At 59.4% G+C, this 24,437-nt stretch carries 26 protein-coding genes and 2 pseudogenes; 19 read left to right on the forward strand and 9 right to left on the reverse strand.

Annotated features, from left to right (window positions below; genetic code table 11):
- The first annotated feature begins 55 nt into the window (after positions 1–55).
- Positions 56–577 carry a lactoylglutathione lyase gene (gene gloA / locus R1A29_RS14910; protein WP_438298744.1) on the forward strand — a complete coding sequence of 174 codons (522 nt, stop codon included), beginning with the start codon at positions 56–58 and terminating at the stop codon, positions 575–577.
- Positions 578–636: 59 nt separating this feature from the next.
- Here gloA and ahpF read toward each other — a convergent pair.
- The 3 genes and pseudogenes from ahpF to R1A29_RS14925 all read right to left on the reverse strand — a co-directional run bounded on the left by ahpF (position 637) and on the right by R1A29_RS14925 (position 3,967).
- Positions 637–2,198 (reverse strand): annotated as a pseudogene (gene ahpF, locus R1A29_RS14915) (alkyl hydroperoxide reductase subunit F).
- Positions 2,199–2,328: 130 nt separating this feature from the next.
- A complete protein-coding gene (gene ahpC / locus R1A29_RS14920) occupies positions 2,329–2,892 on the reverse strand; it encodes an alkyl hydroperoxide reductase subunit C (RefSeq protein ID WP_003224621.1) in 564 nt (187 codons plus the stop codon).
- A gap of 136 nt (positions 2,893–3,028) precedes the next feature.
- Complete coding sequence (locus tag R1A29_RS14925; RefSeq protein WP_438298745.1) at positions 3,029–3,967, reverse strand: site-specific integrase; 939 nt, start codon at positions 3,965–3,967, stop codon at positions 3,029–3,031.
- Positions 3,968–4,144: 177 nt separating this feature from the next.
- Between R1A29_RS14925 and R1A29_RS14930 the strand changes: the two genes are divergently transcribed.
- Positions 4,145–5,149, forward strand: a complete 1,005-nt coding sequence (locus tag R1A29_RS14930; protein ID WP_438298746.1) for a DNA-binding protein — start codon at positions 4,145–4,147, stop codon at positions 5,147–5,149.
- Here R1A29_RS14930 and gorA read toward each other — a convergent pair.
- Both gorA and galU read right to left on the reverse strand, forming a co-directional pair.
- Positions 5,146–6,504 carry a glutathione-disulfide reductase gene (gene gorA / locus R1A29_RS14935; RefSeq protein ID WP_438298747.1) on the reverse strand — a complete coding sequence of 453 codons (1,359 nt, stop codon included), beginning with the start codon at positions 6,502–6,504 and terminating at the stop codon, positions 5,146–5,148. The genes R1A29_RS14930 and gorA overlap by 4 nt on opposite strands.
- A gap of 129 nt (positions 6,505–6,633) precedes the next feature.
- On the reverse strand, positions 6,634–7,473 hold the full coding sequence (gene galU / locus R1A29_RS14940; protein WP_085710029.1) for a UTP--glucose-1-phosphate uridylyltransferase GalU: 840 nt from the start codon (positions 7,471–7,473) through the stop codon (positions 6,634–6,636).
- A 247-nt stretch (positions 7,474–7,720) separates the two neighbouring features.
- Between galU and R1A29_RS14945 the strand changes: the two genes are divergently transcribed.
- Both R1A29_RS14945 and R1A29_RS14950 read left to right on the forward strand, forming a co-directional pair.
- Positions 7,721–7,909 carry a hypothetical protein gene (locus tag R1A29_RS14945; protein WP_085710030.1) on the forward strand — a complete coding sequence of 63 codons (189 nt, stop codon included), beginning with the start codon at positions 7,721–7,723 and terminating at the stop codon, positions 7,907–7,909.
- A 139-nt stretch (positions 7,910–8,048) separates the two neighbouring features.
- Positions 8,049–8,345: a hypothetical protein gene (locus R1A29_RS14950; RefSeq protein WP_085710031.1), complete on the forward strand. Its 297-nt coding sequence runs from the start codon at positions 8,049–8,051 to the stop codon at positions 8,343–8,345.
- Between the two features lie 3 nt (positions 8,346–8,348).
- On the opposite strand, the gene R1A29_RS14955 is transcribed toward R1A29_RS14950, so the two are convergent.
- Together R1A29_RS14955 and R1A29_RS14960 are read right to left on the reverse strand one after the other, a co-directional pair.
- A complete protein-coding gene (locus tag R1A29_RS14955; protein WP_438298748.1) occupies positions 8,349–8,579 on the reverse strand; it encodes a hypothetical protein in 231 nt (76 codons plus the stop codon).
- A gap of 72 nt (positions 8,580–8,651) precedes the next feature.
- Positions 8,652–9,008: a hypothetical protein gene (locus R1A29_RS14960; RefSeq protein WP_114883336.1), complete on the reverse strand. Its 357-nt coding sequence runs from the start codon at positions 9,006–9,008 to the stop codon at positions 8,652–8,654.
- Positions 9,009–9,220: 212 nt separating this feature from the next.
- Between R1A29_RS14960 and R1A29_RS14965 the strand changes: the two genes are divergently transcribed.
- The 5 genes from R1A29_RS14965 to ada all read left to right on the forward strand — a co-directional run bounded on the left by R1A29_RS14965 (position 9,221) and on the right by ada (position 12,351).
- Positions 9,221–9,523, forward strand: a complete 303-nt coding sequence (locus tag R1A29_RS14965) for a DUF1883 domain-containing protein (RefSeq protein WP_039768744.1) — start codon at positions 9,221–9,223, stop codon at positions 9,521–9,523.
- Between the two features lie 28 nt (positions 9,524–9,551).
- Complete coding sequence (locus R1A29_RS14970; RefSeq protein ID WP_158593095.1) at positions 9,552–9,728, forward strand: hypothetical protein; 177 nt, start codon at positions 9,552–9,554, stop codon at positions 9,726–9,728.
- Between the two features lie 91 nt (positions 9,729–9,819).
- Positions 9,820–10,533 carry a 2OG-Fe(II) oxygenase gene (locus R1A29_RS14975; protein WP_438298749.1) on the forward strand — a complete coding sequence of 238 codons (714 nt, stop codon included), beginning with the start codon at positions 9,820–9,822 and terminating at the stop codon, positions 10,531–10,533.
- Between the two features lie 5 nt (positions 10,534–10,538).
- Positions 10,539–11,195 (forward strand): DNA oxidative demethylase AlkB, encoded by a 657-nt coding sequence (alkB, locus tag R1A29_RS14980; protein ID WP_438298750.1) that lies wholly within the window; start codon positions 10,539–10,541, stop codon positions 11,193–11,195.
- An 88-nt stretch (positions 11,196–11,283) separates the two neighbouring features.
- Positions 11,284–12,351, forward strand: a complete 1,068-nt coding sequence (gene ada, locus R1A29_RS14985; RefSeq protein WP_438298751.1) for a bifunctional DNA-binding transcriptional regulator/O6-methylguanine-DNA methyltransferase Ada — start codon at positions 11,284–11,286, stop codon at positions 12,349–12,351.
- Here the strand turns inward: ada and R1A29_RS14990 are convergent.
- A complete protein-coding gene (locus R1A29_RS14990) occupies positions 12,348–12,806 on the reverse strand; it encodes a GyrI-like domain-containing protein (RefSeq protein ID WP_438298752.1) in 459 nt (152 codons plus the stop codon). The two genes, ada and R1A29_RS14990, sit on opposite strands and share 4 nt — an antisense overlap.
- A gap of 61 nt (positions 12,807–12,867) precedes the next feature.
- The gene (gene acuI / locus R1A29_RS14995; RefSeq protein WP_438298753.1) at positions 12,868–13,851 is read right to left on the reverse strand and encodes an acrylyl-CoA reductase (NADPH); all 984 of its coding nucleotides are present in this window, start codon (positions 13,849–13,851) and stop codon (positions 12,868–12,870) included.
- 179 nt (positions 13,852–14,030) lie between these two features.
- Between acuI and R1A29_RS15000 the strand changes: the two genes are divergently transcribed.
- From R1A29_RS15000 to R1A29_RS15045, 10 genes and pseudogenes are all read left to right on the forward strand, one after another.
- Entirely contained in the window at positions 14,031–16,520 is a 2,490-nt protein-coding gene (locus tag R1A29_RS15000) for an autotransporter (protein WP_438298754.1), read from the forward strand.
- Between the two features lie 108 nt (positions 16,521–16,628).
- Positions 16,629–17,690 carry an NAD(P)H-dependent flavin oxidoreductase gene (locus tag R1A29_RS15005; RefSeq protein WP_438298755.1) on the forward strand — a complete coding sequence of 354 codons (1,062 nt, stop codon included), beginning with the start codon at positions 16,629–16,631 and terminating at the stop codon, positions 17,688–17,690.
- 176 nt (positions 17,691–17,866) lie between these two features.
- Positions 17,867–18,634 (forward strand): molybdate ABC transporter substrate-binding protein, encoded by a 768-nt coding sequence (gene modA / locus R1A29_RS15010; RefSeq protein ID WP_114883351.1) that lies wholly within the window; start codon positions 17,867–17,869, stop codon positions 18,632–18,634.
- Complete coding sequence (gene modB, locus R1A29_RS15015; RefSeq protein ID WP_085710042.1) at positions 18,635–19,315, forward strand: molybdate ABC transporter permease subunit; 681 nt, start codon at positions 18,635–18,637, stop codon at positions 19,313–19,315.
- Between the two features lie 3 nt (positions 19,316–19,318).
- Positions 19,319–20,398 (forward strand): molybdenum ABC transporter ATP-binding protein, encoded by a 1,080-nt coding sequence (modC, locus tag R1A29_RS15020; RefSeq protein ID WP_438298756.1) that lies wholly within the window; start codon positions 19,319–19,321, stop codon positions 20,396–20,398.
- 72 nt (positions 20,399–20,470) lie between these two features.
- On the forward strand, positions 20,471–21,499 hold the full coding sequence (locus R1A29_RS15025; protein WP_438298757.1) for a DNA topoisomerase IB: 1,029 nt from the start codon (positions 20,471–20,473) through the stop codon (positions 21,497–21,499).
- Between the two features lie 144 nt (positions 21,500–21,643).
- Entirely contained in the window at positions 21,644–23,281 is a 1,638-nt protein-coding gene (locus R1A29_RS15030) for an ATP-binding cassette domain-containing protein (protein ID WP_438298758.1), read from the forward strand.
- A gap of 71 nt (positions 23,282–23,352) precedes the next feature.
- Positions 23,353–23,583, forward strand: a complete 231-nt coding sequence (locus R1A29_RS15035) for a hypothetical protein (RefSeq protein ID WP_438298759.1) — start codon at positions 23,353–23,355, stop codon at positions 23,581–23,583.
- Between the two features lie 120 nt (positions 23,584–23,703).
- Positions 23,704–23,934, forward strand: coding sequence for a hypothetical protein (locus R1A29_RS15040; protein ID WP_085710047.1), 231 nt, complete (start codon positions 23,704–23,706; stop codon positions 23,932–23,934).
- 86 nt (positions 23,935–24,020) lie between these two features.
- Positions 24,021–24,304 (forward strand): annotated as a pseudogene (locus tag R1A29_RS15045) (hypothetical protein).
- The last annotated feature ends 133 nt before the right edge of the window (positions 24,305–24,437 follow it).

Raw genomic sequence — 24,437 nt, forward strand, 5'->3', positions numbered from 1 at the left:
AAGGCATGCGTATCATTGCGCCCATTCACTCGCCCCAATTTGTTACGGAGGGCCCATGAGCCTGCAAGAACTGAACACCTTCCCTGGCGTCACCGCCACCCCGGACAGCGCAACCCGCAACTTCGTGTTCAACCACACCATGCTGCGCGTCAAGGACATCACCAAGTCGCTGGACTTCTACACCCGCGTGCTGGGTTTCTCGCTGGTAGAGAAGCGTGATTTCCCGGAAGCGGAATTCAGCCTGTACTTCCTCGCCCTAGTCGACAAATCGCAGATCCCGGCCGACGCCGCTGCGCGCACCGAGTGGATGAAGTCGATTCCCGGCATCCTGGAACTGACCCACAACCACGGCACCGAAAACGACGCCGATTTCGCCTACCACAACGGCAACACCGACCCGCGCGGTTTCGGCCACATCTGCATCTCGGTGCCGGACATCGTCGCTGCTTGCGCACGCTTTGAAGAACTGGGCTGCGACTTCCAGAAGCGCCTGAGCGATGGCCGCATGAAGAGCCTGGCGTTCATCAAGGACCCGGATGGCTACTGGGTCGAGATCATTCAGCCGGCGCCGCTGTAAACGCTGAAAAGAAAAAACCCCATCATCGCTGATGGGGTTTTTCTTTTTCGGTCCGGGATTTACGCCGGAGCCGAAGTGCGGATCAGGTGATCGAAAGCGCTGAGGGAAGCCTTGGCGCCCTCGCCCACCGCAATCACGATCTGCTTGTACGGCACGGTGGTCACGTCACCGGCAGCGAAGATGCCGGGGATCGACGTTTCACCACGGTTATCGACGATGATCTCGCCGCGCGGCGACAGTTCGATGGTGCCTTTGAGCCAATCGGTGTTAGGCAACAGACCGATCTGCACGAAGATCCCTTCCAGTTCCACGCTACGCAGTTCTTCAGTCTTGCGATCCTTGTAACGCAGGCCGTTGACCTTCTGGCCATCGCCGGTGACTTCCGTGGTCAGCGCACTGGTGATCACGGTGACGTTCGGCAGGCTGTGCAGCTTGCGTTGCAATACGGCGTCGGCACGCAGCTGTACATCAAACTCCAGCAGCGTCACGTGGGACACGATACCGGCCAGGTCGATGGCCGCTTCGACGCCGGAGTTACCGCCGCCAATCACCGCCACACGTTTGCCCTTGAACAGCGGGCCGTCACAGTGCGGGCAGTACGCCACGCCCTTGTTGCGGTATTCCTGCTCACCCGGCACGTTCATTTCACGCCACCGTGCGCCGGTCGCCAGAATCACGCTCTTGGCCTTAAGGGTTGCACCGCTGGCAAAGTGGACTTCATGCAGCGCGCCGTTCTTGCCTGGAATCAGCTTGTCGGCGCGTTGCAGGTTCATGATGTCCACGTCGTACTGCTTGACGTGTTCTTCCAGCGCGGTCGCCAGCTTCGGGCCTTCGGTTTCCTGCACGGAAATGAAGTTTTCGATGGCCATGGTGTCCAGCACCTGACCGCCGAAACGCTCAGCCGCAACGCCAGTGCGAATGCCTTTACGTGCTGCATAAATAGCTGCCGAAGCACCGGCCGGGCCACCGCCGACCACCAGTACATCGAAAGACTCTTTGGCGCTGATTTTCTCGGCCTGACGTTCGATGGCGCCGGTGTCGAGCTTGGCGAGGATTTCTTCCAGGCCCATGCGGCCCTGGCCGAAGTTTTCGCCGTTCAGGTAGATGCTCGGCACGGCCATGATCTTGCGATCGTTGACTTCGTCCTGGAACAGCGCGCCGTCGATGGCGACGTGGCGGATGTTCGGGTTCAGCACGGCCATCAGGTTCAACGCCTGGACCACGTCCGGGCAGTTCTGACAGGACAGCGAGAAGTAAGTCTCGAAGCTGAACTCGCCCTTGAGCGAGCGGATCTGTTCGATCACTTCGGCACTGGCCTTCGAAGGGTGGCCGCCGACTTGCAGCAGGGCCAGCACCAGCGAAGTGAATTCATGGCCCATCGGGATGCCGGCGAAACGCAGGCTGATGTCGGCACCCGGGCGGTTGATCGAGAACGACGGTTTGCGTGCATCGTCGCCGCTGTCGATCAAAGTAATCTGGTGCGAAAGACTGGCAACGTCTTTCAGCAAGTCAAGCATTTCACGGGATTTCGCACCGTCGTCGAGAGAAGCAACGATCTCGATCGGCTGGGTGACCCGTTCCGGTACGATTTCAACTGGGCTTTAAGATTGGCGTCCAACATACGGGCGATCTCCTGACTTTATTTGAGGCGAAAAAAAGCCCGAGCGAATCTCGCCCGGGCTTTTCTATTGGGCGGTGCAGCTTACTTGAGTAGGTGCGGAGTCCCGCCCTGTGTTGCGTGTGTCACAGACTCAGATCTTGCCGACCAGGTCCAGGGACGGAGCCAGAGTGGCCTCGCCTTCTTTCCACTTGGCCGGGCAAACTTCGCCTGGGTGAGCAGCGACGTACTGAGCAGCCTTGATTTTGCGCAGCAGCTCGGAAGCGTCACGGCCAACGCCGCCATCGTTCAGTTCAACGATTTTGATCTGGCCTTCAGGGTTGATCACGAAAGTGCCACGGTCTGCCAGGCCAGCTTCTTCGATCAGCACGTCGAAGTTGCGGGAGATGACGTGGGTCGGGTCGCCGATCATGGTGTATTCGATTTTGCCGATGGCTGGCGAAGTGTTGTGCCAGGCAGCGTGGGCAAAGTGGGTGTCGGTGGAAACGCTGTAGATTTCTACGCCCAGTTTCTGGAAGGCAGCGTAGTTGTCGGCCAGGTCTTCCAGCTCGGTTGGGCAAACGAAGGTGAAGTCGGCCGGGTAGAAGAACACTACGGACCATTTGCCTTTCAGGTCAGCGTCCGAGACTTGTACGAAGTCGCCGTTTTTGAACGCGGTAGCTTTGAACGGTTTTACTTGGCTGTTGATGATAGGCATTGATGACTCTCCGTCAGGGTTGTGAATTCGATGGGTGAATCCTACCCACTCACTCGACGGATGGCTCATTGGCAAACCTGATGCTGCTGATTTGTTTTCGCTATTAGCTGACTGTATTAATAGAAGAAAACGATATCTACGACGACAACGGCTTATCCGTAATCCGGGCCATCCCGTGAAAGGGGCTCGCTTCAACATAGCGCATGGCGGACTTCATATCCTTCCAGCCCACGTAACTCATCAGCGACTTGAGATCCCAGCCACTTTGATGGGCCCAGGTTGCGAAGCCACGTCGCAACGAATGGCTGGTGTAGCGCTCGGCGGCTATCCCGGCGCGTTCGAGGGCCTGGCGCAGCAACGGAATCACACTGTTGGCGTGCAAGCCCTCCTCACTCAGATTGCCCCAGCGGTCGACGGCGCGAAACACCGGGCCGCGTACGAGCGCAGCTTCAGTGATCCAGTCGATGTAAGCCTGCACTGGGCAAAGCTTCAACAACGCCGGGGCCTGATAGGTCTGACCGAGGTTCTCCCGGTCGCCCTTGCTGCGCGGTAGGTACAGGGTAATGCCACTGCCAGCGTGGGCCTGCACATGCTCGATCTGCACCCGGCACAGTTCGTCACTGCGAAAGCCCCGCCAAAACCCCAGAAGAATCAGTGCACGGTCTCGACAGGCTCTTAGCAGCAACGGCCGGTCCTGTTTTTCTCGGGCCTCTTTCATTTCCTGCTCAAGCCAGGCAACGGTCTGCTCGAGATCCTGCAGCTGTAACGGCTCGGCCTGTTTTTCCTGCGCGGGATGCAGCGCACGGATGCCCTTGAATACTTTGCGCACCACCGGCGTCTTGGTCGGATCGGCGAACCCCTGACTGTTATGCCACTGCGCCAGGGCCGACAGGCGCAGCTTCAGCGTATTGACCGACAGCACGCCCGCGTGAGCCACCAGATAGCGCGCGACGCTGTCCGCCGTCGCGGGCAGAAACCCGCCCCAAACCGTTTCGAAATGCTCGACGGCCGCGCGATAGCTGCGGCGGGTGTTGTCACGGGTGGCGGCTTGCAGATAGCGATCGATATCGCTCATGGGCTGTTTTCTCGCAGATGTACTGATTTGAAGATTGAAAAGCGGATTCTGGCGCTTCACACGGGGTAATACCAGTATATCCCGTCCGTTTATCTTGAAACATTTAACTTTATCTTCAGCATGGTACACTGCGTACTTTGGTGGCATGTACCACAGTACGTAATCGTAGGAGCACATATGGCCCGTGGCGGCGTTAACAAAGCAGTAGTCCAGATCGCGCGCTCAGCGATCCTCGCCCGTGGCGAACACCCCAGCATCGACGCGGTACGCATCGAGCTGGGCAACACCGGATCGAAAACCACGATTCATCGCTATCTGAAGGAGCTGGATGACGGCAGCCAGCCGGCGGATCCTTCGGCAGAACCCATCGATGACGAGCTCCTGGCGCTTGTCACGCGCCTGGCACAACGCCTGAAAGAACAGGCACAGGAGCCGATCGATCAGGCGCGCGAACAGTACGAGCAACAACGCCAGGCGCTGGAAACGGAGCTGAATCAGCTGCGCCAGGACCATGCGCAACTGGAGAAGAAGCACGACATCCAGGGTGCAGCGCTAGCGAAAGAGTCCGAAGTCTTGAGCGACACCCGCTCGATGCTGCAAACCGAACAGACACGTAATGCCGGCCTGAACCAGGCACTGGCAGATTTCGAATTGCGCTTGCAGGACAAGGACGAGCAGATCCGCTCGCTGGAAGAAAAGCACCTGCATGCCCGAGACGCGCTTGAGCACTACCGCAATGCCGTTAAAGAGCAGCGCGAACAGGAACAGAGCCGTCACGAAAGTCAGGTTCAACAATTGCAGATGGAGTTGCGTCAGGCGCAGCAAAGTGCGCTGGTGCGCCAGGACGAAATCACTCAATTGCACCGCGACAACGAACGCCTGCTGACCGAGAACCGTGGCACGCTGCGTGAACTGAGCCTGCTGCAGGATCAGCTAAAGCACAGTAATCAGCGTCAGGATCAATTGCTGGAGCAAGCGACCCGTGTCGACAGCGAGCGCACCCTCCTCCAGGAGCGCTTGCGCGTGGCGCTGCTGGACAGCCAGACACTCAAGCAGAGCGTCGACGAGCAGTCGCAGCTCAATCAGTCATTGGAGAAGGAATTGACCAAGGCGCAAGACAGCCTGCGCCTGGCCACCACCGTTGCGGCAGCGCCAGACGCAGCAGAACCGAAAAAGACTTAAGCGCCGACCGGCGTACGCATGGTGACAAACTCTTCGGCCGCCGTCGGGTGCACCCCGATGGTGTCGTCGAAGTCACGCTTGGTGGCGCCAGCCTTCAATGCGATCGCCAGGCCCTGCACGATCTCTCCGGCATCCGGCCCGACCATGTGGCAACCCAGCACCTTGTCGGTTTTGCCATCGACCACCAGCTTCATCAGCGTGCGCTCCTGGCATTCAGTCAGGGTAAGCTTCATCGGGCGGAAGCGACTTTCAAAGATCACCACATCGTGACCCGCTTCACGCGCTTCTTCTTCGGTCAAACCGACGGTGCCAATGTTCGGCAGACTGAACACCGCTGTCGGGATCATCTTGTAATCCACCGGCCGGTATTGCTCCGGCTTAAACAGGCGTCGCGCCACCGCCATGCCTTCAGCCAGCGCCACCGGCGTCAGTTGAACGCGACCAATGACATCACCCAGCGCCAAAATTGACGGCTCGGTGGTCTGGTACTGCTCGTCGACCTTGATGAAACCTTTTTCGTCGAGCTGCACATCGGTATTTTCCAGCCCGAGATTGTCCAGCATCGGACGCCGGCCAGTGGCGTAGAACACGCAATCTGCTTCCAGTACGCGACCATCCTTGAGAGTAGCCTTGAGGCTGCCATCGGCTTGTTTGTCGATCCGCTCGATATCGGCATTGAACTGCAGATCCATGCCGCGCTTGGTCAGCTCTTCCTGCAGATGCTTGCGCACCGAACCGTCGAAGCCGCGCAAGAACAAATCACCGCGATACAGCAACGTGGTATCCGCACCCAGACCATGGAAGATGCCGGCAAATTCGACGGCGATGTATCCGCCGCCGACGACCAGGACGCGCTTGGGCAGCTCTTTCAGGAAAAACGCCTGATTGGAGCTGATGGCATGCTCATGCCCCGGAATCTGCGGAATCTGCGGCCAGCCACCCGTGGCGATCAGAATGTTTTTCGCGGTGTAGCGCTCGCCGTTGACCTCCACTTCATGCGGGCCAACGATCTTCGCGTGCGCTTCGTGCAGGGTCACGCCACTGTTGACCAGCAGATTGCGATAAATACCGTTGAGGCGATTGATCTCGCGATCCTTGTTGGCGATCAGAGTCGCCCAATCGAAATCCGCTTCACCCAGGCTCCAGCCGAAACCGGACGACTGTTCAAAGTCTTCGGCAAAATGCGCGCCGTACACCAGCAGCTTCTTCGGCACGCAGCCGACGTTGACGCAGGTGCCACCCAGATAACGGCTCTCGGCCACCGCCACTTTCGCACCAAAACCGGCAGCAAAACGCGCAGCACGTACACCGCCGGAACCGGCACCAATTACATAAAGGTCAAAATCGTAGGCCATTTCTATCTCCTCGGCAGGCGATCAGCATACCTGCCGTCGTCCTTTGGGCAAGCACTCCTGCCGATATAGGGGCGGAAAATGAAAAAGCCACCCGAAGGTGGCTTTTTCGTACAGACAGGTCAGGCGCTATCAGTAGGCCTTGCCAGTCTTGTAGAAGTTTTCGAAGCAGAAGTTGGTAGCCTCGATGTAACCCTCGGCACCACCGCAGTCGAAACGCTTGCCCTTGAACTTGTAGGCCATCACGCAGCCGTTCTGGGCCTGTTTCATCAGGGCGTCGGTGATCTGGATTTCACCACCCTTGCCTGGCTCGGTCTGTTCGATCAGGTCGAAGATGTCCGGGGTCAGGATGTAACGACCGATGATCGCCAGGTTCGACGGCGCGTCTTCCGGCTTTGGCTTCTCGACCATGCTGTGTACGCGGTAGATGTCGTCACGGATCATCTCGCCAGCGATAACGCCGTACTTGCTGGTCTCAGCCGGATCGACTTCCTGAATGGCAATGATCGAGCAGCGGAACTGCTTGTACAGCTTGACCATCTGGGTCAGTACGCCGTCGCCTTCGAGGTTGACGCACAGGTCGTCCGCCAGCACCACAGCGAAGGGTTCGTCACCGATCAGCGGACGACCGGTCAGGATCGCGTGACCCAGGCCTTTCATTTCAGTCTGACGGGTGTAGGAGAACGAGCACTCGTCCAACAGCTTGCGGATACCGACCAGATATTTCTCTTTGTCGGTGCCCTTGATCTGGTTTTCCAGCTCATAGCTGATGTCGAAGTGGTCTTCCAGGGCGCGCTTGCCACGGCCGGTCACGATGGAGATCTCAGTCAGACCAGCATCCAGAGCTTCTTCGACGCCGTACTGGATCAGTGGCTTGTTTACCACCGGCAGCATTTCTTTGGGCATGGCCTTAGTCGCTGGAAGGAAGCGAGTACCGTAACCGGCTGCTGGGAACAAGCATTTCTTGATCATATAAGTCCTTGAAAGGGCTGTGTGTACGAGTTTCGGCGCAGTCTAATCAGGCGGCGTGCACCTTACAATGCCCCGCACTGGCTAACCGATGTCAACATAGAGAAATATTCTGGCGGATAGTTCAATCCGCACGCAGAAGCTGCGCATTCAGCGTAGCCCAAAGATTCAGGAACACCGCATCGGCCCGCGCCCGCTCGCCCATTTCCCGCTATCATGACGCCTTTGAACCAGCCAACGAGGCCGCTAGATGTCCGCAGCAAAAATCATCAACGGGTACACCGTCGCCAAGGCAAAAGATGGCCAGTGGCATATCACCGCCGCCAACGGCGAAGATGTGTCCGGCCCATTGCCCACTGAAGCGATGGCGGTTGAAGTGGCCGCGGTGCTTGATTACACGCCTCCTGCACCAAAGCGTCGCGGCAAGGATCAAGACTGATCGGCGACCACAAATACCGGCCCTGCCACTGCGCAGGGCTTTTTTTGGCCCGCACACAAAGATGTGGCCAATCGCTATAACCTTTTCACACCGGCGCTGTCATAGCGTCTAGCCCTCTCCTTCCGAAGACGACATCGCCATGAACACCCGTACCCTGCACCGCATGCTGCCACTGATTGCGCTTCTGGCCCTGGCCGGCTGCGCCACGTCCGAAACGACTTATCTGAACAATGGCGAACAAGGCCTGAGCATTGACTGCTCCGGCGAGGCGAACTCCTGGGCCAGTTGCTATGAAAAAGCCGATGCCTCCTGCGCCGGAACCGGCTACCGCATCGTTGGGACGGAAGGTACGCCTGCGCCGAAGGAAAGCGACAAAACCCTGGGTGTCGACGTCGGCAATTACAAGACTCGCAGCGTCGTAGTGGTCTGCAAGTAGGTTTTACATGTGGATTTCGGCGAACTTGATCCCCAGCCCGCGAACGACCTCAATCAGGTCATCCACACGGCCAAACGATTCGACTTCGTCGTTTTCATCCACCAGAAAATAACTGCGCCCGGCGCTTTTCTTGAAAAACACGATCCACTCACCCGGATTCGCCGGGTTCTGAATCACATGCGTGGCCGCAATCAGCCCTTCTTTATGGCGCTCGCGCACCTGCTCCCGCTTCATGCACATCTCCAGAAATGACAATGCCGCCCAGGCGTGACCTGGACGGCATCAATACCGATGACTGACAGTTTATCAGCCGGAAATGCACGCCGTGGCGGCATTGCGTACATCCCGAGGGCGTATCGGCACATTGGACATGCGCTCATGCAACTTGATACTGCTGCCGCCGGAACGATCCTCGATGTCAAACACCGCCGCCGGGCCGGATGACAATTTCCCCGGCACGATCACCCGAACCCCGTCCTTGTGCGGCTCCATTTGCAGGGCCCCGCGGCTTTGCGCCAGCTTGTCAGCCAGGCACTGCGCATATTCGTGGGGCTTCTTGCCGGAAATGACGTTCATGGTCGGCAATGTCTCGTTAATCTCCGAAACGCTTGCGCAACCACCCATCGCCAATGCCAACGGCACAATGACCACACCCCACTTCATACAGAATCTCCTATAAAGACCGTCGGACAGCACGAATGCCAATTTTCTCCGAGGCTCATTGCATTTAACGCACATGGAATCGCGAATAACTGTTTTTAATTGTCAAAGCAGCGCCCGACGGCCGGATAATAACCTGTCCGGACTGATAAACTGCCGCCAATCGACCTTGCTATCGTTTTGATTTTGTAGAAAAAGCCCTTCTGGAGGCGCCCATGAAATTTATTCACCAGCGCGAGCACCTCAACGAAGACGACATCGTCGTCATCCAATGCTCGCAAACCTGCAACATCCGTCTGATGAACGACGCCAACTTCCGCAGTTTCAAGAACGGCGGCCGTCACACCTACCACGGCGGCGCATTCGACACCTTCCCGGCCCGCATCACGGCGCCGAGCACCGGTTTCTGGAATATCACCATCGACACCGTCAGCCGCCGCGCAATCAGCGTGACTCGCAAGCCGACCCTGACGCACTCGATCAAGATCATCCGTCGTTCCAGCTCGAAACTCAGCTGATCGCCTCCCTCAATATAATCAGGTAAGCATGACCGTGGCTCAAACGACCAAATACGTCATCAAGTACAAACTCAACGGCGAGCGCCGCTTCGAATTCGCCCAGCTGGAAAACGGCACGCCGGAAGAAGCCAAGGCTGCGCTGGATGCCCTGCATGGCCAGAGCGGCGATGTGATCAGCGATATCAGCGTCAGCAAGGCCTTGTAAGACACGGGTGACAATTCGACCGCAAGCGCCGGAGTGTTCCGGCGTCGCGGGCTGCCTGACTGATCGCCTGGACAAGCACCAAGGAATCAGCATGCCGATGTCACCCGACTCTCCCCTCGATACGCTCGACTGGATCGCGCTGGAACAACAGCTGGATCAGGACGGCTGTGCCGTTATCCGCTCGTTGTTGCGCCCGGAAACCTGCGAGCGCCTGAGTGCGCTTTACCCTCAAAGCGAACCGTTCCGCTCGCAAGTCATCATGGCCCGTCACGGGTTCGGGCGCGGCGAGTACAAATATCTGCGCTATCCGTTACCACCGCTGGTGGAGCACCTGCGCAGTACGTTTTATCCACGACTTGTTCGCCTGGCCAACCGCTGGCACGAACGAATGGGTTTGCCGCAACGATTTCCACCCCTGCACAGCGAGTTTCTTGCGCGCTGTCACGCCGCCGGTCAACTGCGGCCTACCCCGCTCTTGCTGCAATACGGCCCGCTGGACTACAACTGTCTGCATCAGGATTTGTACGGCGAACATGTCTTTCCGCTGCAAGTGGCGATTCTTCTGTCGGAACCGGGAGAAGACTTCAGCGGAGGAGAATTCGTCCTGACCGAGCAACGTCCAAGAATGCAGTCTCGCCCGCTGGTGATGGATCTGAAAAAAGGTGACGCCTTGATCTTTGCCGTCAACCAGCGCCCGGTCAAAGGCGTGCGCGGCGATTATCGCGTCACCATGCGTCACGGCGTGAGTCGCCTGCACAGCGGAAAACGGCATACTCTCGGCATCATCTTCCACGACGCAACCTGACCATCATGCACAGCAATTTCGACCTCTTCGCCGACACCGAGCAGCCACACCGCTCCGAGCAGATTGGAGAGCAATCGTGGGTCTTGCGTGGCTTCGCCCTGTCCCGTATCGAGCAATTGCTGCCGGCGCTGAAATCGGTCATCGGACGTGCCCCGTTGCGGCACATGATGACCCCCGGCGGCTTCAGCATGTCCGTTGCCACCAGCAGCTGCGGCACTTTGGGCTGGATCACCGATCGCAGCGGTTACCGCTATTCGTCCGAAGATCCGATCAGCCATCAGCCGTGGCCACAGATGCCTGAAGTCTTTCGCGAGTTGTCCCAGGCAGCGGCGAAGCAAGTCGGATTTTCCGACTTCATACCGGATTCCTGCCTGATCAACCGCTATGTTCCCGGCGCGAAAATGTCTTTGCATCAGGACAAAGACGAACATTCCTACGCCGCACCTATCGTGTCCCTGTCATTGGGGTTGCCCGCCATGTTCCTGTTCGGCGGTTTCGCCCGCAGCGACAAGAGTCAGCGCATTTCGCTGTTGCATGGCGACATGGTGATCTGGGGCGGCGTCGACCGGCTGCGCTATCACGGCATCCTGCCGATCAAACACGGCCGGCATCCGCAACTGGGCGAACAGCGTTTCAACCTGACGTTTCGCACCGCTGGATAACTTCAAGGAATTTGACCGCAAGGGCCGGAGTGTTACGGTTGGCGGCACTGGTTAACCTGAAATTCAACAGGTCAACGGACTCTCCATCATGAAAACGCTTTCGACCCCTTTGAACACTCAAGACGATCCACGCTGGGCCGCTGTCGTCGCCCGCGACCCACGGGCGGACGGCCAGTTTGTCTATGCCGTGAAGACCACCGGCATCTATTGCCGTCCGAGCAGCCTGGCGCGCTTGCCGAAGCCGCAGAATGTCGAGTTCTTCGACACGGCCGAAGAAGCTGAAGCGGCGGGATATCGCCCCAGCAAACGGGCGAGCAAGGACCAGAGCGACGTGGCCGCGCAACATGCCGCGACCGTAGCCGCGGCCTGCCGGCAGATCGAAAGCGCCGAAACCCTGCCGGCACTCAACGAACTGGCCGAAGCCGCCGGCCTTAGCGCCTTCCATTTCCATCGGGTCTTCAAAGCCGCCACCGGCCTGACACCCAAAGGTTACGCCGCCGCGCATCGTTCCCGCAGAGTGCGACAGCACTTGGCAGACGGCAACTCGGTAACCGACGCGCTGTACGACGCTGGTTTCAACTCGAACAGCCGCTTCTACGAATCCGCAGACCAGTTGCTGGGCATGAAACCCGGCGACTTCCGGGCCGCCGGGCAAAACAACGACATTCGTTTTGCGGTGGGCCAATGCTCGCTCGGCGCGATTCTGGTGGCACAGAGTGACCGGGGGATCTGCGCGATTCTGTTGGGGGACGATCCTCATCAACTGGTCTGTGACCTGCAGGACCAATTTCGCCGGGCGAACCTGATCGGGGCAGACGCCGAGTTCGAACAACTGATCGCCCATGTCGTCGGTTTCATCGAAGCACCGGCCATCGGCCTCGACCTGCCACTGGATGTGCGGGGCACCGCTTTTCAGGAACGGGTCTGGCAGGCACTGCGCGAAATTCCGGTCGGCAGCACCGCCAGTTACGCCGACATCGCCCAACGCATTGGCTCGCCAAAAGCGGTTCGGGCGGTAGCCCAGGCTTGCGGCGCCAACAGCCTCGCGGTGGCGATTCCTTGCCACCGAGTGGTGCGCAGTGACGGCAATCTCTCGGGCTACCGCTGGGGTGTGGAACGCAAGCGTGAGCTGTTGTCCCGGGAAACGCAGTCTTAACGAATGCCGATGTAGATGGCTACCGACTCGGGGCCAAGGTAGGCCTCGAAGTCGGTGGCGTAGCGGCGCTGGATCTGCGGGTTGGTTTCGAAGTGTTTCCAGATCCGGCCCCAGGTGGCGATGACGGCGTCGGGCAATGCCCCCTGCCCCTGAAACACCAGATACTCGCCGCTCTCGATGCGGATTGTTTCGAAATCGCTTTGCTTATCAACGACAGCAACGCCGGCGGTCACATCGAAGGCACCCGAGGCATCCGACTCGTAGGCCGAGTACACCCCGTAAATCGGCGACTCGGTCAGTTTGCCGGGAATGACCTGCGCCAGGTTCCTGCCGAAGAACTCGCCCCACATCGGGCCGATTTTCGCGGTCTCGGCCTTGTGTTCTGCGGCGTTGGTGGTTCGAACGCGCAAACCTGAAACCGTGAACGACTCAACGTGCTGTTGTTGTAAATCCATCGAAGTGCCACTCCCTTTTTTTGAAGTGCGGCCCGGCAGGTCCGCGATGGCGCTTAATGTGTCAGCGATTGACGTCCACGACAACCCGTCCGCGCAACTGTCCGGCGAGCAATTTCGGGGCAGCCTCGATCGCTTCGTTGAGTCCGATTTCGTGGCTGATCAGGGGCAACAGGGCGAAATCCAGATCCTTGGCCAGACGCGCCCAGGCTTCGATTCGGCGGGCCTTGGGCTGGGTCACGCTGTTGATGCCGGCCAGCGTCACGCCACGCAGGATGAACGGGGCCACCGACGCCGGGAAATCCATGCCCTGAGCCAGACCGCACGCCGCGACGGTGCCTTCGGCGCGGGTACTCGCACAGGCATTGGCCAACGTATGACTGCCGACCGAATCGATCACCGCCGCCCAGCGCTCCTTCGCCAAGGGTTTGCCTGGCTCGGACAAGGTCGCACGATCAATGATTTCGCTGGCGCCCAGTTGTTGCAGATATTCATGCTCCGACACCCGCCCGGTGGACGCCACAACGCGATAGCCAAGTTTGTGCAACAAGGCAATGGCAAAGCTGCCGACCCCGCCATTGGCGCCGGTGACCAGCACTTCGCCCTGTTCTGGCGTCACGCCATTGCGCTCCAGCGCCATGATGCACAGCATTGCCGTGTAGCCCGCCGTTCCAATGGCCATGGCTTGCGCTGCGGTGAAAGCTTTTGGCAACGGAATCAGCCAGTCGCCGTTGAGCCGCGCCTTTTGGGCGAGACCGCCCCAGTGGTTCTCGCCCACGCCCCAACCGTTGAGCAACACCTGATCGCCAGCCTTAAAGTCGGGATGCGAACTGACTTCGACCGTACCCGCCAGGTCGATCCCGGGCACCATCGGAAACTTGCGCACCACAGGGCTGCTGCCGGTAATCGCCAGCCCGTCCTTGAAGTTGAGCGTGCTGTACGCGACGCGCACCGTCACATTGCCTTCGGGCAGCTGCTGCTCGTCGATTTTCTGCAGGCTGGCGCGATAACCGCTGTCGTCTTTGTCGATCAGAATGCCGTTGAACATGACTGCCTCTCAGGGGAAGGATTCGGGGGATCGTGGCAATCAAATAGCACACTGCAACATTTTGCCCCACTCGACTTTCCGCCAATCGCTGAATCCGCCGGGTGATTCCGGATCGGGCGACTATGCTTTTTCGACTGCTTCCGTTTATCCCCGAGAAGCCTTTGTCGATGGAGCTGACAATGTCCCGCGCCCGCCCTTTTCTTGCCTGGCTGATGCTCTGTCTATTGGCATTCAACAGCGCGTGGGCGGCGCCTGTGACCAAGCCGGCAGACGCCGCTGCCATTGAGCCGACCTGGCCGCAAGTCATCACCAGCGGCAAGTCAAAACTCACCGTGTACCAGCCCCAGCTCGACAGCTGGGACGGCTACACCTTGCAAGCCCGCGCCGCCGTCGAGGCGACCGATGCCGACAGCAAGGCGACCGATGCCGACAGCAAGGCGACCGATGCCGACAGCAAGGCGACTTACGGGATCGTCCAGTTCAGCGCTCACACGCTGGTCGACAAGGCGACTCGCTGGGTCATGCTCGACCAGTACAAGATCATCAAGGCCGACTTCCCTGCCGACTCCAGCCAGGCCGACACCTGGATTACGACACTGCAAAACGATGCGGCCAAACGCAAGAAAACCATCTCCCTGGATCAATTGGAGGCTGCCGTCGGCGTACTGGCCGCCGAACAGAAAGCCGACACGGCGCCACTGGAAAACACGCCACCGACCATCATCAGTTCGGATGTTCCGGCCATGCTCGTCTATATCGACGGTGACGCCGCGTATCGCCCGGTGGACGGCACCGGACTGCAACGAGTCATCAACACCCGCCCTCTTTTGCTCAAGGACGGCCAGGGCAAACATTATCTGCACGTATTCGACGGCTGGATGGTTGCCGATCAATTGACGGGGCCGTACACCCTGCTGTCCTCGCCTCTGGCGGATCTGGAGAAAGCCAAGAAAGCCGCGATCGAGAGTCGGCAAGTGGATCTGCTCACCGGGCAAAGCGATCCCAAGGACAAGGTACCGAGTCTGGCCAGGCCGCCGCAGCCGAAGATCTTCGTGGCCACGACCCCGACCGAGCTGATCGTCACCGACGGTGCGCCACAGTGGCTGCCGATCCAGGGCACGCAATTGCTGTATGTCAGCAACACCACCGGGCATATCTTCAAGGAAATCGGCGACCAGAACAGTTATGTGCTGATCTCCGGCCGCTGGTTCCGTGCCGCTGACATGAACGGCCCTTGGACATTTACCCCGGCGGACAAGCTGCCGGCAGACTTCGCCAACATCCCTGACGACAGCCCGAAAGAAAACGTCAAAGCCTCGGTGGCCGGGACACCGCAGGCGAAGGAAGCGGCCATTGCCGCCACGATCCCGCAGACGTCGGCGATCAAGAAAAGCGCGGTCAAAATGACTGCCCCGCGATTCGATGGTGAGCCTCAACTCAAAGCCATCAGCGGCACCCCGCTTCAGTATGTGATCAACAGCGCGACGCCGATCATCCGGGTCGATGAAAACAGTTGGTATGCGGTGGAGAACGGCATCTGGTTCGTCGCGACAGCGGTGGCCGGGCCATGGACCGTCGCCAGTTCGGTACCGGCGGTGATTTATTCGATACCGCCGAACTCGCCGATGCATTACCTCACCTACGTCAAAGTCTATGAGGCCAGCGGCGATACAGTGGTGGTCGGTTACACGCCGGGCTATCAAGGTTCGACGCTGGATCCAGCGACCGGCGTCGTGGTTTACGGCACGGGCTATCCGTACACACCCTGGGTGGGCACTGTCTGGTACGGGCCGCCGGTGACTTACGGTTTTGGCGTCGCCATCCGTTACACACCGTGGACAGGCTGGACCTTCGGTTTCGGCTTCGGCTGGAGTTGGGGCGGCAGCACTGTCGCCATGGGTTGGGGCTGGGGCGCCTACCCATGGTGGGGCAATTACGGCTGGGGTTACGCGTGGGGGCCACACCTGTATCCGGCGCCATTGGCCTGGGGAGGCGCAGCCTACGGATATCACGGCGGCGCTGTTGCCTGGGGCCCAGGCGGCTGGGCCGGCACTACCGGCAACATCTATCGGCAATGGGGCGACCGGGCGACGGTCAGCCGCTATGGCGCGGGCTACAACGCCTGGACCGGTAACCGTTGGGCCGGTCAGGTCGGATCTTCCTATAACTCACGGACCGGGATTGCGACTGCGGGCCAGCGCGGTGCGGTACACAATGTCTACACCGGCAACTATGCAGCCGGCCGCAGTGGTGAAGTGGTCGGGCCCAACGGCGGTGCAATTGCCGGAGGCCGGGTAACGGCAGGCAATGTTCGCAATGGCACGCAGGTTACGGCCAATCGTGGCGCCGTCTACAACCCGAACACCGGAAACACCACGCAGTACGGCGGAATCCATGGGCGCAACAGCGGCGCCGCGCGGGTTGGCGACAACGTTTACGCCGGGCATGACGGTAACGTCTACAAGAAAACCGATGATGGCTGGCAGTCGATGGTCAAGGGTGGCGCGACACGAGCGCCGATCAACAACAATGCTCAGTTGCAGAACCTCAACCGCGATTCGGCGGCGCGTAACGTTGGCAATCAACGGCTGAACAACTTCCACAACTCCTCGCAGTTCATGAACCATTCATTCGGTGGAGGCGGTGGTGGCGGATTTCATCGACGCTGAGCCGAATCCCGCAAGACTACAAATCTCGGCTGGCCCTGAACCCGGTTTTGCTGGTAAAAAAACCGGCTTCAGCTTCTCTGCCCTGCTTTGTCCTTCGGAGTCTTTTCCATGAACCAATGGCCAGATACGCGCATTCTTGACCTGCTCGGCGTCGAACTGCCGATTATCCAGGGCCCTATGGCCGGTGCCACCAACTCGTCGATGGTGATCGCCGTGTGCAATGCGGGCGGTTTGGGTTCGATGCCGGCGGCTATGTTGAGCATCGAGCAATTGCGTGAAGAACTGAAGGCCATCCGTCAGGGCACCGACAAACCGTTCAACGTCAATTTCTTCTGCCACCAGCCACCGGCCGCCGATGAGCAGCGGGCAAGGGACTGGAAGAATCTGCTGGAACCCTACTACCGCGAACTGGGTGTCGATTTCGACGCTCCGACGCCGGTATCCAACCGTGCGCCGTTTGATGCGGCCGCTTGCGAAGTGCTTGAAGAGTTTCGCCCGGAAGTGGTGAGTTTCCACTTTGGACTGCCGGAAAAATCCCTGCTGGACCGGGTCAAGGCCACCGGCGCGAAAATCCTGTCATCGGCCACCAACGTCGATGAAGCCATCTGGCTGGAGCAGAACGGATGCGACGCAATCATCGCCATGGGTTATGAGGCCGGCGGGCACCGGGGCATGTTCCTCAGCGATGACCTGAGCAGCCAGGTCGGAACGTTTGCCCTTGTGCCGCAAATTGTCGACGCGGTCAAAGTGCCGGTGATTGCTGCCGGTGCGATCGCCGATGCGCGAGGCGTGGCAGCGGCCTTCATGCTCGGCGCATCGGCCGTGCAGGTCGGCACGGCTTATCTGTTTACCCCGGAAGCCAAAGTCAGCGCCTCTCATCACAAGGCGCTGCGCACGGCAAAAGACAGTGAAACAGCGATCACCAACCTGTTCACCGGGCGCCCGGCACGGGGAATCCTGAATCGCGTGATGCGCGAAGTGGGTCCGATGTCCGCCAAGGCACCGGCGTTTCCGCTGGCCGGCGGTGCTCTGATGCCCTTGCGCGCCAAGGACGAGGCCGACTTCAGCAACCTCTGGGCGGGCCAGGCATTCACACTGGGCAAGGAGTTGAGCAGCGCTGAATTGACCCGGCAACTGGCCGAAGGAGCGCTCGCGAAACTGGCTCGGTAAGGGCACGGCAGACTGAGGGACTCCATGCCCTCACCTGCCCGCCTGAAACCAGCACTTTCCGTTTGGAAGCATTTCGCTATATATTCAGCTATATAGCGATTCACCCCCTCGCATCGGCGCAGTCTACCCCTCTAACAACAACTGCCCACTGCACCTGCCAACAACGGAGCTGTTACATGACCATTCGTGCCTCACGTTTTGCCCCTACCTGCCTGGCCTCCCTGCTTGCGGTATTCGCCGTCGGCGCTGTTCAGGCGGATGAAGTGCAAGTTGCCGTCGCGGCCAACTTCACTGCACCGATCCAGGCAATCGCCGCCGATTTCGAAAAAGACACCGGGCACAAACTGGTCGCAGCCTACGGTGCCACCGGGCAGTTCTACACCCAGATCAAAAACGGCGCGCCGTTCGAGGTATTCCTCTCCGCTGACGACACCACGCCTGAAAAACTGGAAAAGGAAGGCGACACCGTCAAAGGTTCGCGCTTCACCTACGCCATCGGCACCCTGGCGCTGTGGTCGGCCAAAGAAGGTTACGTCGATGCCAAAGGCGACGTCCTGAAGAAAAACGAATACCAACACCTGTCCATCGCCAACCCGAAAGCCGCGCCGTATGGCCTGGCGGCCACCCAGGTGCTGGAAAAACTGAAACTGACTGAAGCGACCAAAGCCAAGATCGTCGAAGGCCAGAACATCACTCAGGCCTACCAGTTCGTTTCCACCGGCAATGCCGAGCTGGGCTTCGTCGCGCTTTCGCAGATCTACAAGGACGGCAAGGTCAGCAGCGGTTCGGCCTGGATCGTTCCGGCGAGCATGCACGACCCGATCAAGCAGGACGCCGTCATTCTGAACAAAGGCAAGGACAACGCCGCTGCCAAGGCACTGGTTGACTACCTCAAAGGCCCGAAAGCCGCTGCGGTCATCAAATCCTACGGTTATCAGCTGTAAATGTCGCTGACGAGTGCCGATTTCGCGGCGATCTGGCTGACCCTGAAACTGGCGTCCCTGACCACCGCGATCCTGCTGGTCATCGGCACTCCGATTGCCCTGTGGTTGTCGCGAAGCCGTTCCTGGCTGCGCGGCCCCATCGGGGCCATCGTCGCCCTGCCCCTGGTGTTGCCGCCGACTGTCATTGGTTTCTATCTGTTGCTGGCAATGGGACCGAATGGGTTTCTTGGGCATTTCACCCAGTGGCTGGGGCTTGGCACGCTCACCTTCAGTTTTACTGGACTGGTCATCGGTTCGGTGCTCTATTCCATGCCCTTTGTGGTGCAGCCGTTGCAAAACGCCTTCTCCGCCATCGGCACTCGCCCACTGGAAGTGGCCGCCACTTTGCGCGCCAATCCCTGGGACACTTTTTTCAGCGTCATCCTGCCGCTCGCGCGCCCCGGCTTCGTTACTGCGGCGATCCTCGGTTTCGCCCATACGGTTGGCGAATTCGGCGTGGTTCTGATGATCGGCGGCAATATTCCCGACAAGACCCGAGTGGTCTCGGTGCAGATCTACGACCATGTCGAAGCCATGGAATATTCACAGGCCCATTGGCTCGCCGGGGCAATGCTGGTGTTTTCGTTTCTGGTGTTGCTGGCGCTCTATTCCAGCCGCAAGTCCCGCGCAGGCTGGAGTTGATTGATGATTGAAGCACGCTTGAAACTCACTTATTCAGGCTTTGGCCTGGATGTTGACCTGCACCTGCCCGGTCGTGGCGTGACCGCATTGTTCGGACAATCAGGCTCCGGCAAGACCACCTGCCTGCGCTGCATCGCCGGACTTGAACGGGCCTCGAACGCCTTTGTGCAAATCAACGACGAAGTCTGGCAGGACAGCGAGAAAGGCATTTTCGTCCCGCCGCACAAACGTGCGCTCGGCTATGTCTTTCAGGAAGCGAGCCTGTTTCCGCATCTCTCGGTGCTGGCCAACCTGCAATTCGGACTCAAGCGGATTGCCAGGAATCAGCGCCGGGTCGACATGGCGCAAGCCACCGAACTATTGGGAATCGGCCATTTGCTGGAGCGTCATCCTCAGCATCTGTCCGGCGGTGAGCGTCAGCGCGTCGGTATTGCCCGGGCACTGCTGACCAGCCCGAAACTGCTGTTGATGGACGAACCGCTGGCCGCCCTCGACAGTCAGCGCAAAAGCGAAATCCTGCCTTACCTGCAACGGCTGCACGACGAGCTCGATATCCCGGTTCTGTATGTCAGTCACGCACAGGATGAAGTCGCGCGACTGGCCGATCATCTGGTGCTGCTCGACAACGGTAAAGCGCTGGCCAGCGGCCCTATCGGCGAAACCCTGGCGCGCCTCGATTTGCCTCTGGCAATGGGCGATGACGCTGGCGTCGTGATCGAGGGGCTAGTCATTTCCTACGATCACGACTACCAATTGCTTTGCCTGCAATTGCCCGACACGTTGTTGAGCATTCGCGTGACTCACTCCCCCATGGAGATCGGCCAGGCGCTGCGCTGCAAAGTGCAGGCTCGCGATATCAGCCTGACCCTGCATAACACCGAGCACAGCAGCATCCTCAATCGGTTGCCGGTCACGGTGGTCAGCGAAATGCCCGCCGACAATGCCGCTCATGTGCTGATTCGCCTCGATGCGGGCGGCACGCCGCTGCTGGCCCGTATTACCCGCTTCTCACGGGATCAGCTCGGTGTGCATGCGGGTCAGCCGTTATGGGCTCAGATCAAGGCTGTCGCGGTTCTGGCATAAATCGGTCGGCACGACTGTCGGGGCCTGCGGTCAATCGCTGTAACAGCCCGATTACCGCCCAGGAACCCCGCCATGCCCGATACCGCGCTGACCGATGTGTTGCCTCCGGACCTGCATTACGTCGATGACACCCAGCCGGGACTCACCCGCAAGAAACTGCGCGGCAAGTTCTGCTACTTCGACGCAACCGGCCAGCGCATCCGCGATCCTGACGAAATCAAACGCATCAATGCGTTGGCTGTGCCGCCGGCCTACACCGATGTGTGGATCTGCGCGGACCCTCGTGGCCATCTGCAAGCCACCGGCCGGGATGCTCGCGGGCGCAAACAATACCGCTATCACCCACGCTGGCGCGAAGTCCGCGATGCCGACAAATACTCGCGACTGCGCGAGTTCGGCATGGCGCTGCCGAAATTGCGCAAACAGCTGGAAGTGCTGCTGGACGCGCCGGGGTTCAGCCGCGACAAAGTCATGGCTACGGTGATCACACTGCTCGATGCTACATTGATCCGCGTCGGCAACACTCAATACGCCCGAGACAATCGCTCTTACGGGTTGACCACACTGCGCAGCCGGCATGTCGAGATCAACGGCAGCGCGATCCTGTTCCAGTTTCGCGGCAAGAGCGGCATCGAGCATCAGATCACCGTGAAAGACCGGCGCCTGGCGCGGATCATCAAGCGCTGCCTGGAAATCCCGGGGCAGAACCTGTTCCAGTACCTGGATGAACAGGGCGAACGGCACACCGTCAGCTCTTCCGACGTCAACACCTACCTGCAAACCCTGACCGGCGCGGACTTCACCGCCAAGGATTACCGGACCTGGGCCGGCAGCGCCCTCGCTTTGGCGGTGCTCCGCGAGTTGCAATGGGAATCGGAAGCCGAAGCCAAGCGGCATGTGGTGGAGATGGTCAAAGGTGTGGCGCGGCAACTGGGCAACACCCCGGCGGTGTGCCGCAAATGCTATATCCATCCGGCCGTGGTGGAGCATTTCATGCTGGGCGCACTGGCGGAGCTGCCAAAGCCGAGGATCCGCAAAGGTCTGCGCAAGGAAGAAGTCGCCTTGGCGCTATTTCTTGAACGCATGTCTGACATGGCTTGAAGCGGTCGAACGTCTCGACTAGGCTATCGAGCTTCCCCTCCCAAGGACGACCGCAGAAAGTGAACAACTAAGCCTTCAAAAATGTAATCGCGACACGCCTCTCAGGGCGCTTGTCTGTTTTCACGACATTTTTTGGAGGTGCCGATGACTCACGTCTCGCGTACGCCTGCCCTCGTCTCCCTGAATCAGCTGGGTTTCCAGTTCGCCAATGGCGAGACGATTTTCGATGCACTCGATTTGAAGTTCGATCACACGCCGACTGCCATCGTCGGACGCAACGGCGTCGGTAAAAGCGTGCTGGCGCGCTTGATCGCCGGACAATGGCAGCCCACCACCGGCAGCGTGACGCGCACAGTGGCCACAACCTACGTAGCGCAAACCTTGGTCGCTGCACCTGACGAGACGGTCGCCGAAACCACCGGCAGCGCCGCCATTCTTCAGGCCCTGGAACGAATGAACCGAGGCTGTGGATCAGTGGAGGATTTCGACCTCATTGGCGAACAATGGGATCTCGCGGAGCGATTGCGGCGCTTGCTCGATGACGCCGGGCTGGCCGAGGTCGCACTCACTGACTTGACCGAACAACTCAGTGGCGGCCAGCAAGCACGAGTCGCACTGATCGGCGCGTTTTTGAGTCAGGCTTCGTTGCTGGTCCTTGATGAACCGACTAACCATCTGGATTCATCGGGACGGCAATGGCTGATGAACTCACTGGAGCGCTGGCACAGCGGGCTGATCGTCGTCAGCCATGACCGGCAACTGCTCGATGGCATGCAACGGATTGTCGAATTGAATGGCGTGGAGGCAAATGACTTCAGCGGCAATTATTCGGCGTTCCGTGAGCACCAGCGGATCCATCAAGCAGCGGCACAAGCACGTCTCGATCAAGCCCGAAGCGAGCGCCAGCGTGAGCACGTGCGGTTGCGGCGTGAACACGACACGATACAACGCCATGCAGCCAATTCCCGACGCAAAGCCGAAACCGCCAACATTGCCAGTTTCGAATACGTGGCGATCAAAGGCGCCGCCCGGGAAATCATGGGACACGTCAGGCAGGGTCATCAGGCACGCAAGTCCGAGCTCGATGCCCAGGTACGGGAGGCATACGCCAAGGTACAGCCCGCAGACGGTGTGCTGGTCAACCTGCCCGGAAGCACCGTACCGAGCAATCGCCAGGTCTGCACGCTGATTGAAGCCGGATTGCCATGGCTGCCCCGCGCAGCAGCAACGAGCCGCCTTAGCCTGGCGATCCGTGGTCCGATGCGAATCGCTGTCAGCGGTCCCAACGGGTGCGGCAAATCGACCCTGCTGAAAGTACTGGCCGGGCAATGGGCGCCTGTCGACGGGGTCGTCACGACTCACGTGCCGTTCGCGTTTATTGATCAGCAACTAGCCCAACTGGACGATCAGCGCTCGATCACCGAACAGCTGATGATGCAGGGCGCGGGACTGGACGAAGGCACGCTGCGCAGCAACCTCGCTCACCTGCAACTGGATGCTCGTCGCGCCACGGGATGTTGCGCTTCATTGAGCGGTGGCGAACGCCTGAAAGCCGCACTGGCGCTGGCATTGTGGAGAGCAGAGCCCGCGCAATTGCTGTTGCTGGATGAACCGACCAATCATCTGGACCTGCCCTCGGTGGAAGCTTTCGAACGAGCCTTGCAGACATTTCCGGGAGCGATAGTTGCCATTTCGCACGACCAGGACTTCCTCAAGGCGCTGCAACCAACTCACTCTCTGAACTGGCATCGTTCCGGGTGGCTACTTCAACCGACGAGCTGACCTGCCTATTTTTTGCACGATTTGTCAGGCCTTCTATAGTTGATCTGATATGAATCAGCTGCGGTGACGCCATGGAAGACATATTCGTCGTGAAGCGTTGCAACAAGATCATCATTCACGGTCGCCGCGCAGGAGAAAGTCTCCACGAACCCGCCGAGGCCACCAGTTGGTATCGCATCAACGACACGCGTACCGGCGGTTTCATCGGGGATGGTTACGATCTGGAAGAGGACGCCCGGCGAGAATGCCAGCGACTCAATGCCGCCAGTGTCCGGGTGACCGTCAATGAGTCTTGCGACTGATAGCTGTCATTTACGGGTCTATACTCAAACGAGCTGAAGGAGCAGCGCCCCAACGGCAGAGAGCTCGCGCTTCGCGGGCTTTTTGCTGCCTCAGAGCGGTTTACTGAACGGAGGTGTTCCATGTCCGAAAGAGAGTCCATCACCACTCTCCTCACCTTGCTCGAGGCCCGGGAGGCACGACTTGCCGCGGCGTGCAAAGAGATCGCCGACTGGGTCGATCATCAAGGCGGGCACCCGACCGCCCTGCGCATCCGCGACCGTCTGAACGACATCGAAAAGGACACTCCGCTGATCCGCAGCACCCTGTCGTCGCTCAAACCTGTCGATCGGCCGCTGCCACGTTTCCGCTAATCCATCGATTAGCGTGAGGCCAGTTAAAAAGAACGTCCTTGGTGGTGAAAGGTCAAACCCTTTACACGTCACCAAGGAGGCGTCTCATGGTCATTCACTTCAAAATCGACGGGCATCTTGCCTGTGGTCACAAAGGCAATAATCTCAGCGCGAGTTCCGAACTCAATCGCGTCAAATGCCGCAGCTGCCGCAACACTGAAGCCTACAAGGAGGCGCGCAAGGACCAGCGCAATGCTGCGCGTCGGGCCGCGCGCCATGCCAAGACGTCACATCATGCATCAATTGGCGCTCGGAATGGATCGACCGTCTGACGGCCATGGCGGGGCTTCAGCGGCTGCCACGAGGCTTTACCGGCCAGGCTTTCGTGTAGACAACCCCTCACAACGGGCCGGCCTGCCCGGCCCTTTTTGCGAAAGTGTTTATCCCTGTGTAGATCTGCCGATGCTATGGTGAGTTTTTGTCCGTCCCTGTTTTGGAAACTCATTGTGCAAGCATCTTTTGAA

The organism is Pseudomonas sp. NMS19W, from assembly GCF_051554255.1.
GTDB lineage: Bacteria > Pseudomonadota > Gammaproteobacteria > Pseudomonadales > Pseudomonadaceae > Aquipseudomonas > Aquipseudomonas kribbensis.

What these genes read in the sequence shown, in the direction of transcription:
- gloA (WP_438298744.1), top strand. Translation starts at nt 56, where the DNA reads ATGAGCCTGCAAGAACTGAACACCTTCCCTGGCGTCACCGCCACCCCG.
- ahpC (WP_003224621.1), bottom strand. Translation starts at nt 2,892, where the DNA reads ATGCCTATCATCAACAGCCAAGTAAAACCGTTCAAAGCTACCGCGTTC.
- R1A29_RS14925 (WP_438298745.1), bottom strand. Translation starts at nt 3,967, where the DNA reads ATGAGCGATATCGATCGCTATCTGCAAGCCGCCACCCGTGACAACACC.
- R1A29_RS14930 (WP_438298746.1), top strand. Translation starts at nt 4,145, where the DNA reads ATGGCCCGTGGCGGCGTTAACAAAGCAGTAGTCCAGATCGCGCGCTCA.
- gorA (WP_438298747.1), bottom strand. Translation starts at nt 6,504, where the DNA reads ATGGCCTACGATTTTGACCTTTATGTAATTGGTGCCGGTTCCGGCGGT.
- galU (WP_085710029.1), bottom strand. Translation starts at nt 7,473, where the DNA reads ATGATCAAGAAATGCTTGTTCCCAGCAGCCGGTTACGGTACTCGCTTC.
- R1A29_RS14945 (WP_085710030.1), top strand. Translation starts at nt 7,721, where the DNA reads ATGTCCGCAGCAAAAATCATCAACGGGTACACCGTCGCCAAGGCAAAA.
- R1A29_RS14950 (WP_085710031.1), top strand. Translation starts at nt 8,049, where the DNA reads ATGAACACCCGTACCCTGCACCGCATGCTGCCACTGATTGCGCTTCTG.
- R1A29_RS14955 (WP_438298748.1), bottom strand. Translation starts at nt 8,579, where the DNA reads ATGAAGCGGGAGCAGGTGCGCGAGCGCCATAAAGAAGGGCTGATTGCG.
- R1A29_RS14960 (WP_114883336.1), bottom strand. Translation starts at nt 9,008, where the DNA reads ATGAAGTGGGGTGTGGTCATTGTGCCGTTGGCATTGGCGATGGGTGGT.
- R1A29_RS14965 (WP_039768744.1), top strand. Translation starts at nt 9,221, where the DNA reads ATGAAATTTATTCACCAGCGCGAGCACCTCAACGAAGACGACATCGTC.
- R1A29_RS14970 (WP_158593095.1), top strand. Translation starts at nt 9,552, where the DNA reads ATGACCGTGGCTCAAACGACCAAATACGTCATCAAGTACAAACTCAAC.
- R1A29_RS14975 (WP_438298749.1), top strand. Translation starts at nt 9,820, where the DNA reads ATGCCGATGTCACCCGACTCTCCCCTCGATACGCTCGACTGGATCGCG.
- alkB (WP_438298750.1), top strand. Translation starts at nt 10,539, where the DNA reads ATGCACAGCAATTTCGACCTCTTCGCCGACACCGAGCAGCCACACCGC.
- ada (WP_438298751.1), top strand. Translation starts at nt 11,284, where the DNA reads ATGAAAACGCTTTCGACCCCTTTGAACACTCAAGACGATCCACGCTGG.
- R1A29_RS14990 (WP_438298752.1), bottom strand. Translation starts at nt 12,806, where the DNA reads ATGGATTTACAACAACAGCACGTTGAGTCGTTCACGGTTTCAGGTTTG.
- acuI (WP_438298753.1), bottom strand. Translation starts at nt 13,851, where the DNA reads ATGTTCAACGGCATTCTGATCGACAAAGACGACAGCGGTTATCGCGCC.
- R1A29_RS15000 (WP_438298754.1), top strand. Translation starts at nt 14,031, where the DNA reads ATGTCCCGCGCCCGCCCTTTTCTTGCCTGGCTGATGCTCTGTCTATTG.
- R1A29_RS15005 (WP_438298755.1), top strand. Translation starts at nt 16,629, where the DNA reads ATGAACCAATGGCCAGATACGCGCATTCTTGACCTGCTCGGCGTCGAA.
- modA (WP_114883351.1), top strand. Translation starts at nt 17,867, where the DNA reads ATGACCATTCGTGCCTCACGTTTTGCCCCTACCTGCCTGGCCTCCCTG.
- modB (WP_085710042.1), top strand. Translation starts at nt 18,635, where the DNA reads ATGTCGCTGACGAGTGCCGATTTCGCGGCGATCTGGCTGACCCTGAAA.
- modC (WP_438298756.1), top strand. Translation starts at nt 19,319, where the DNA reads ATGATTGAAGCACGCTTGAAACTCACTTATTCAGGCTTTGGCCTGGAT.
- R1A29_RS15025 (WP_438298757.1), top strand. Translation starts at nt 20,471, where the DNA reads ATGCCCGATACCGCGCTGACCGATGTGTTGCCTCCGGACCTGCATTAC.
- R1A29_RS15030 (WP_438298758.1), top strand. Translation starts at nt 21,644, where the DNA reads ATGACTCACGTCTCGCGTACGCCTGCCCTCGTCTCCCTGAATCAGCTG.
- R1A29_RS15035 (WP_438298759.1), top strand. Translation starts at nt 23,353, where the DNA reads ATGGAAGACATATTCGTCGTGAAGCGTTGCAACAAGATCATCATTCAC.
- R1A29_RS15040 (WP_085710047.1), top strand. Translation starts at nt 23,704, where the DNA reads ATGTCCGAAAGAGAGTCCATCACCACTCTCCTCACCTTGCTCGAGGCC.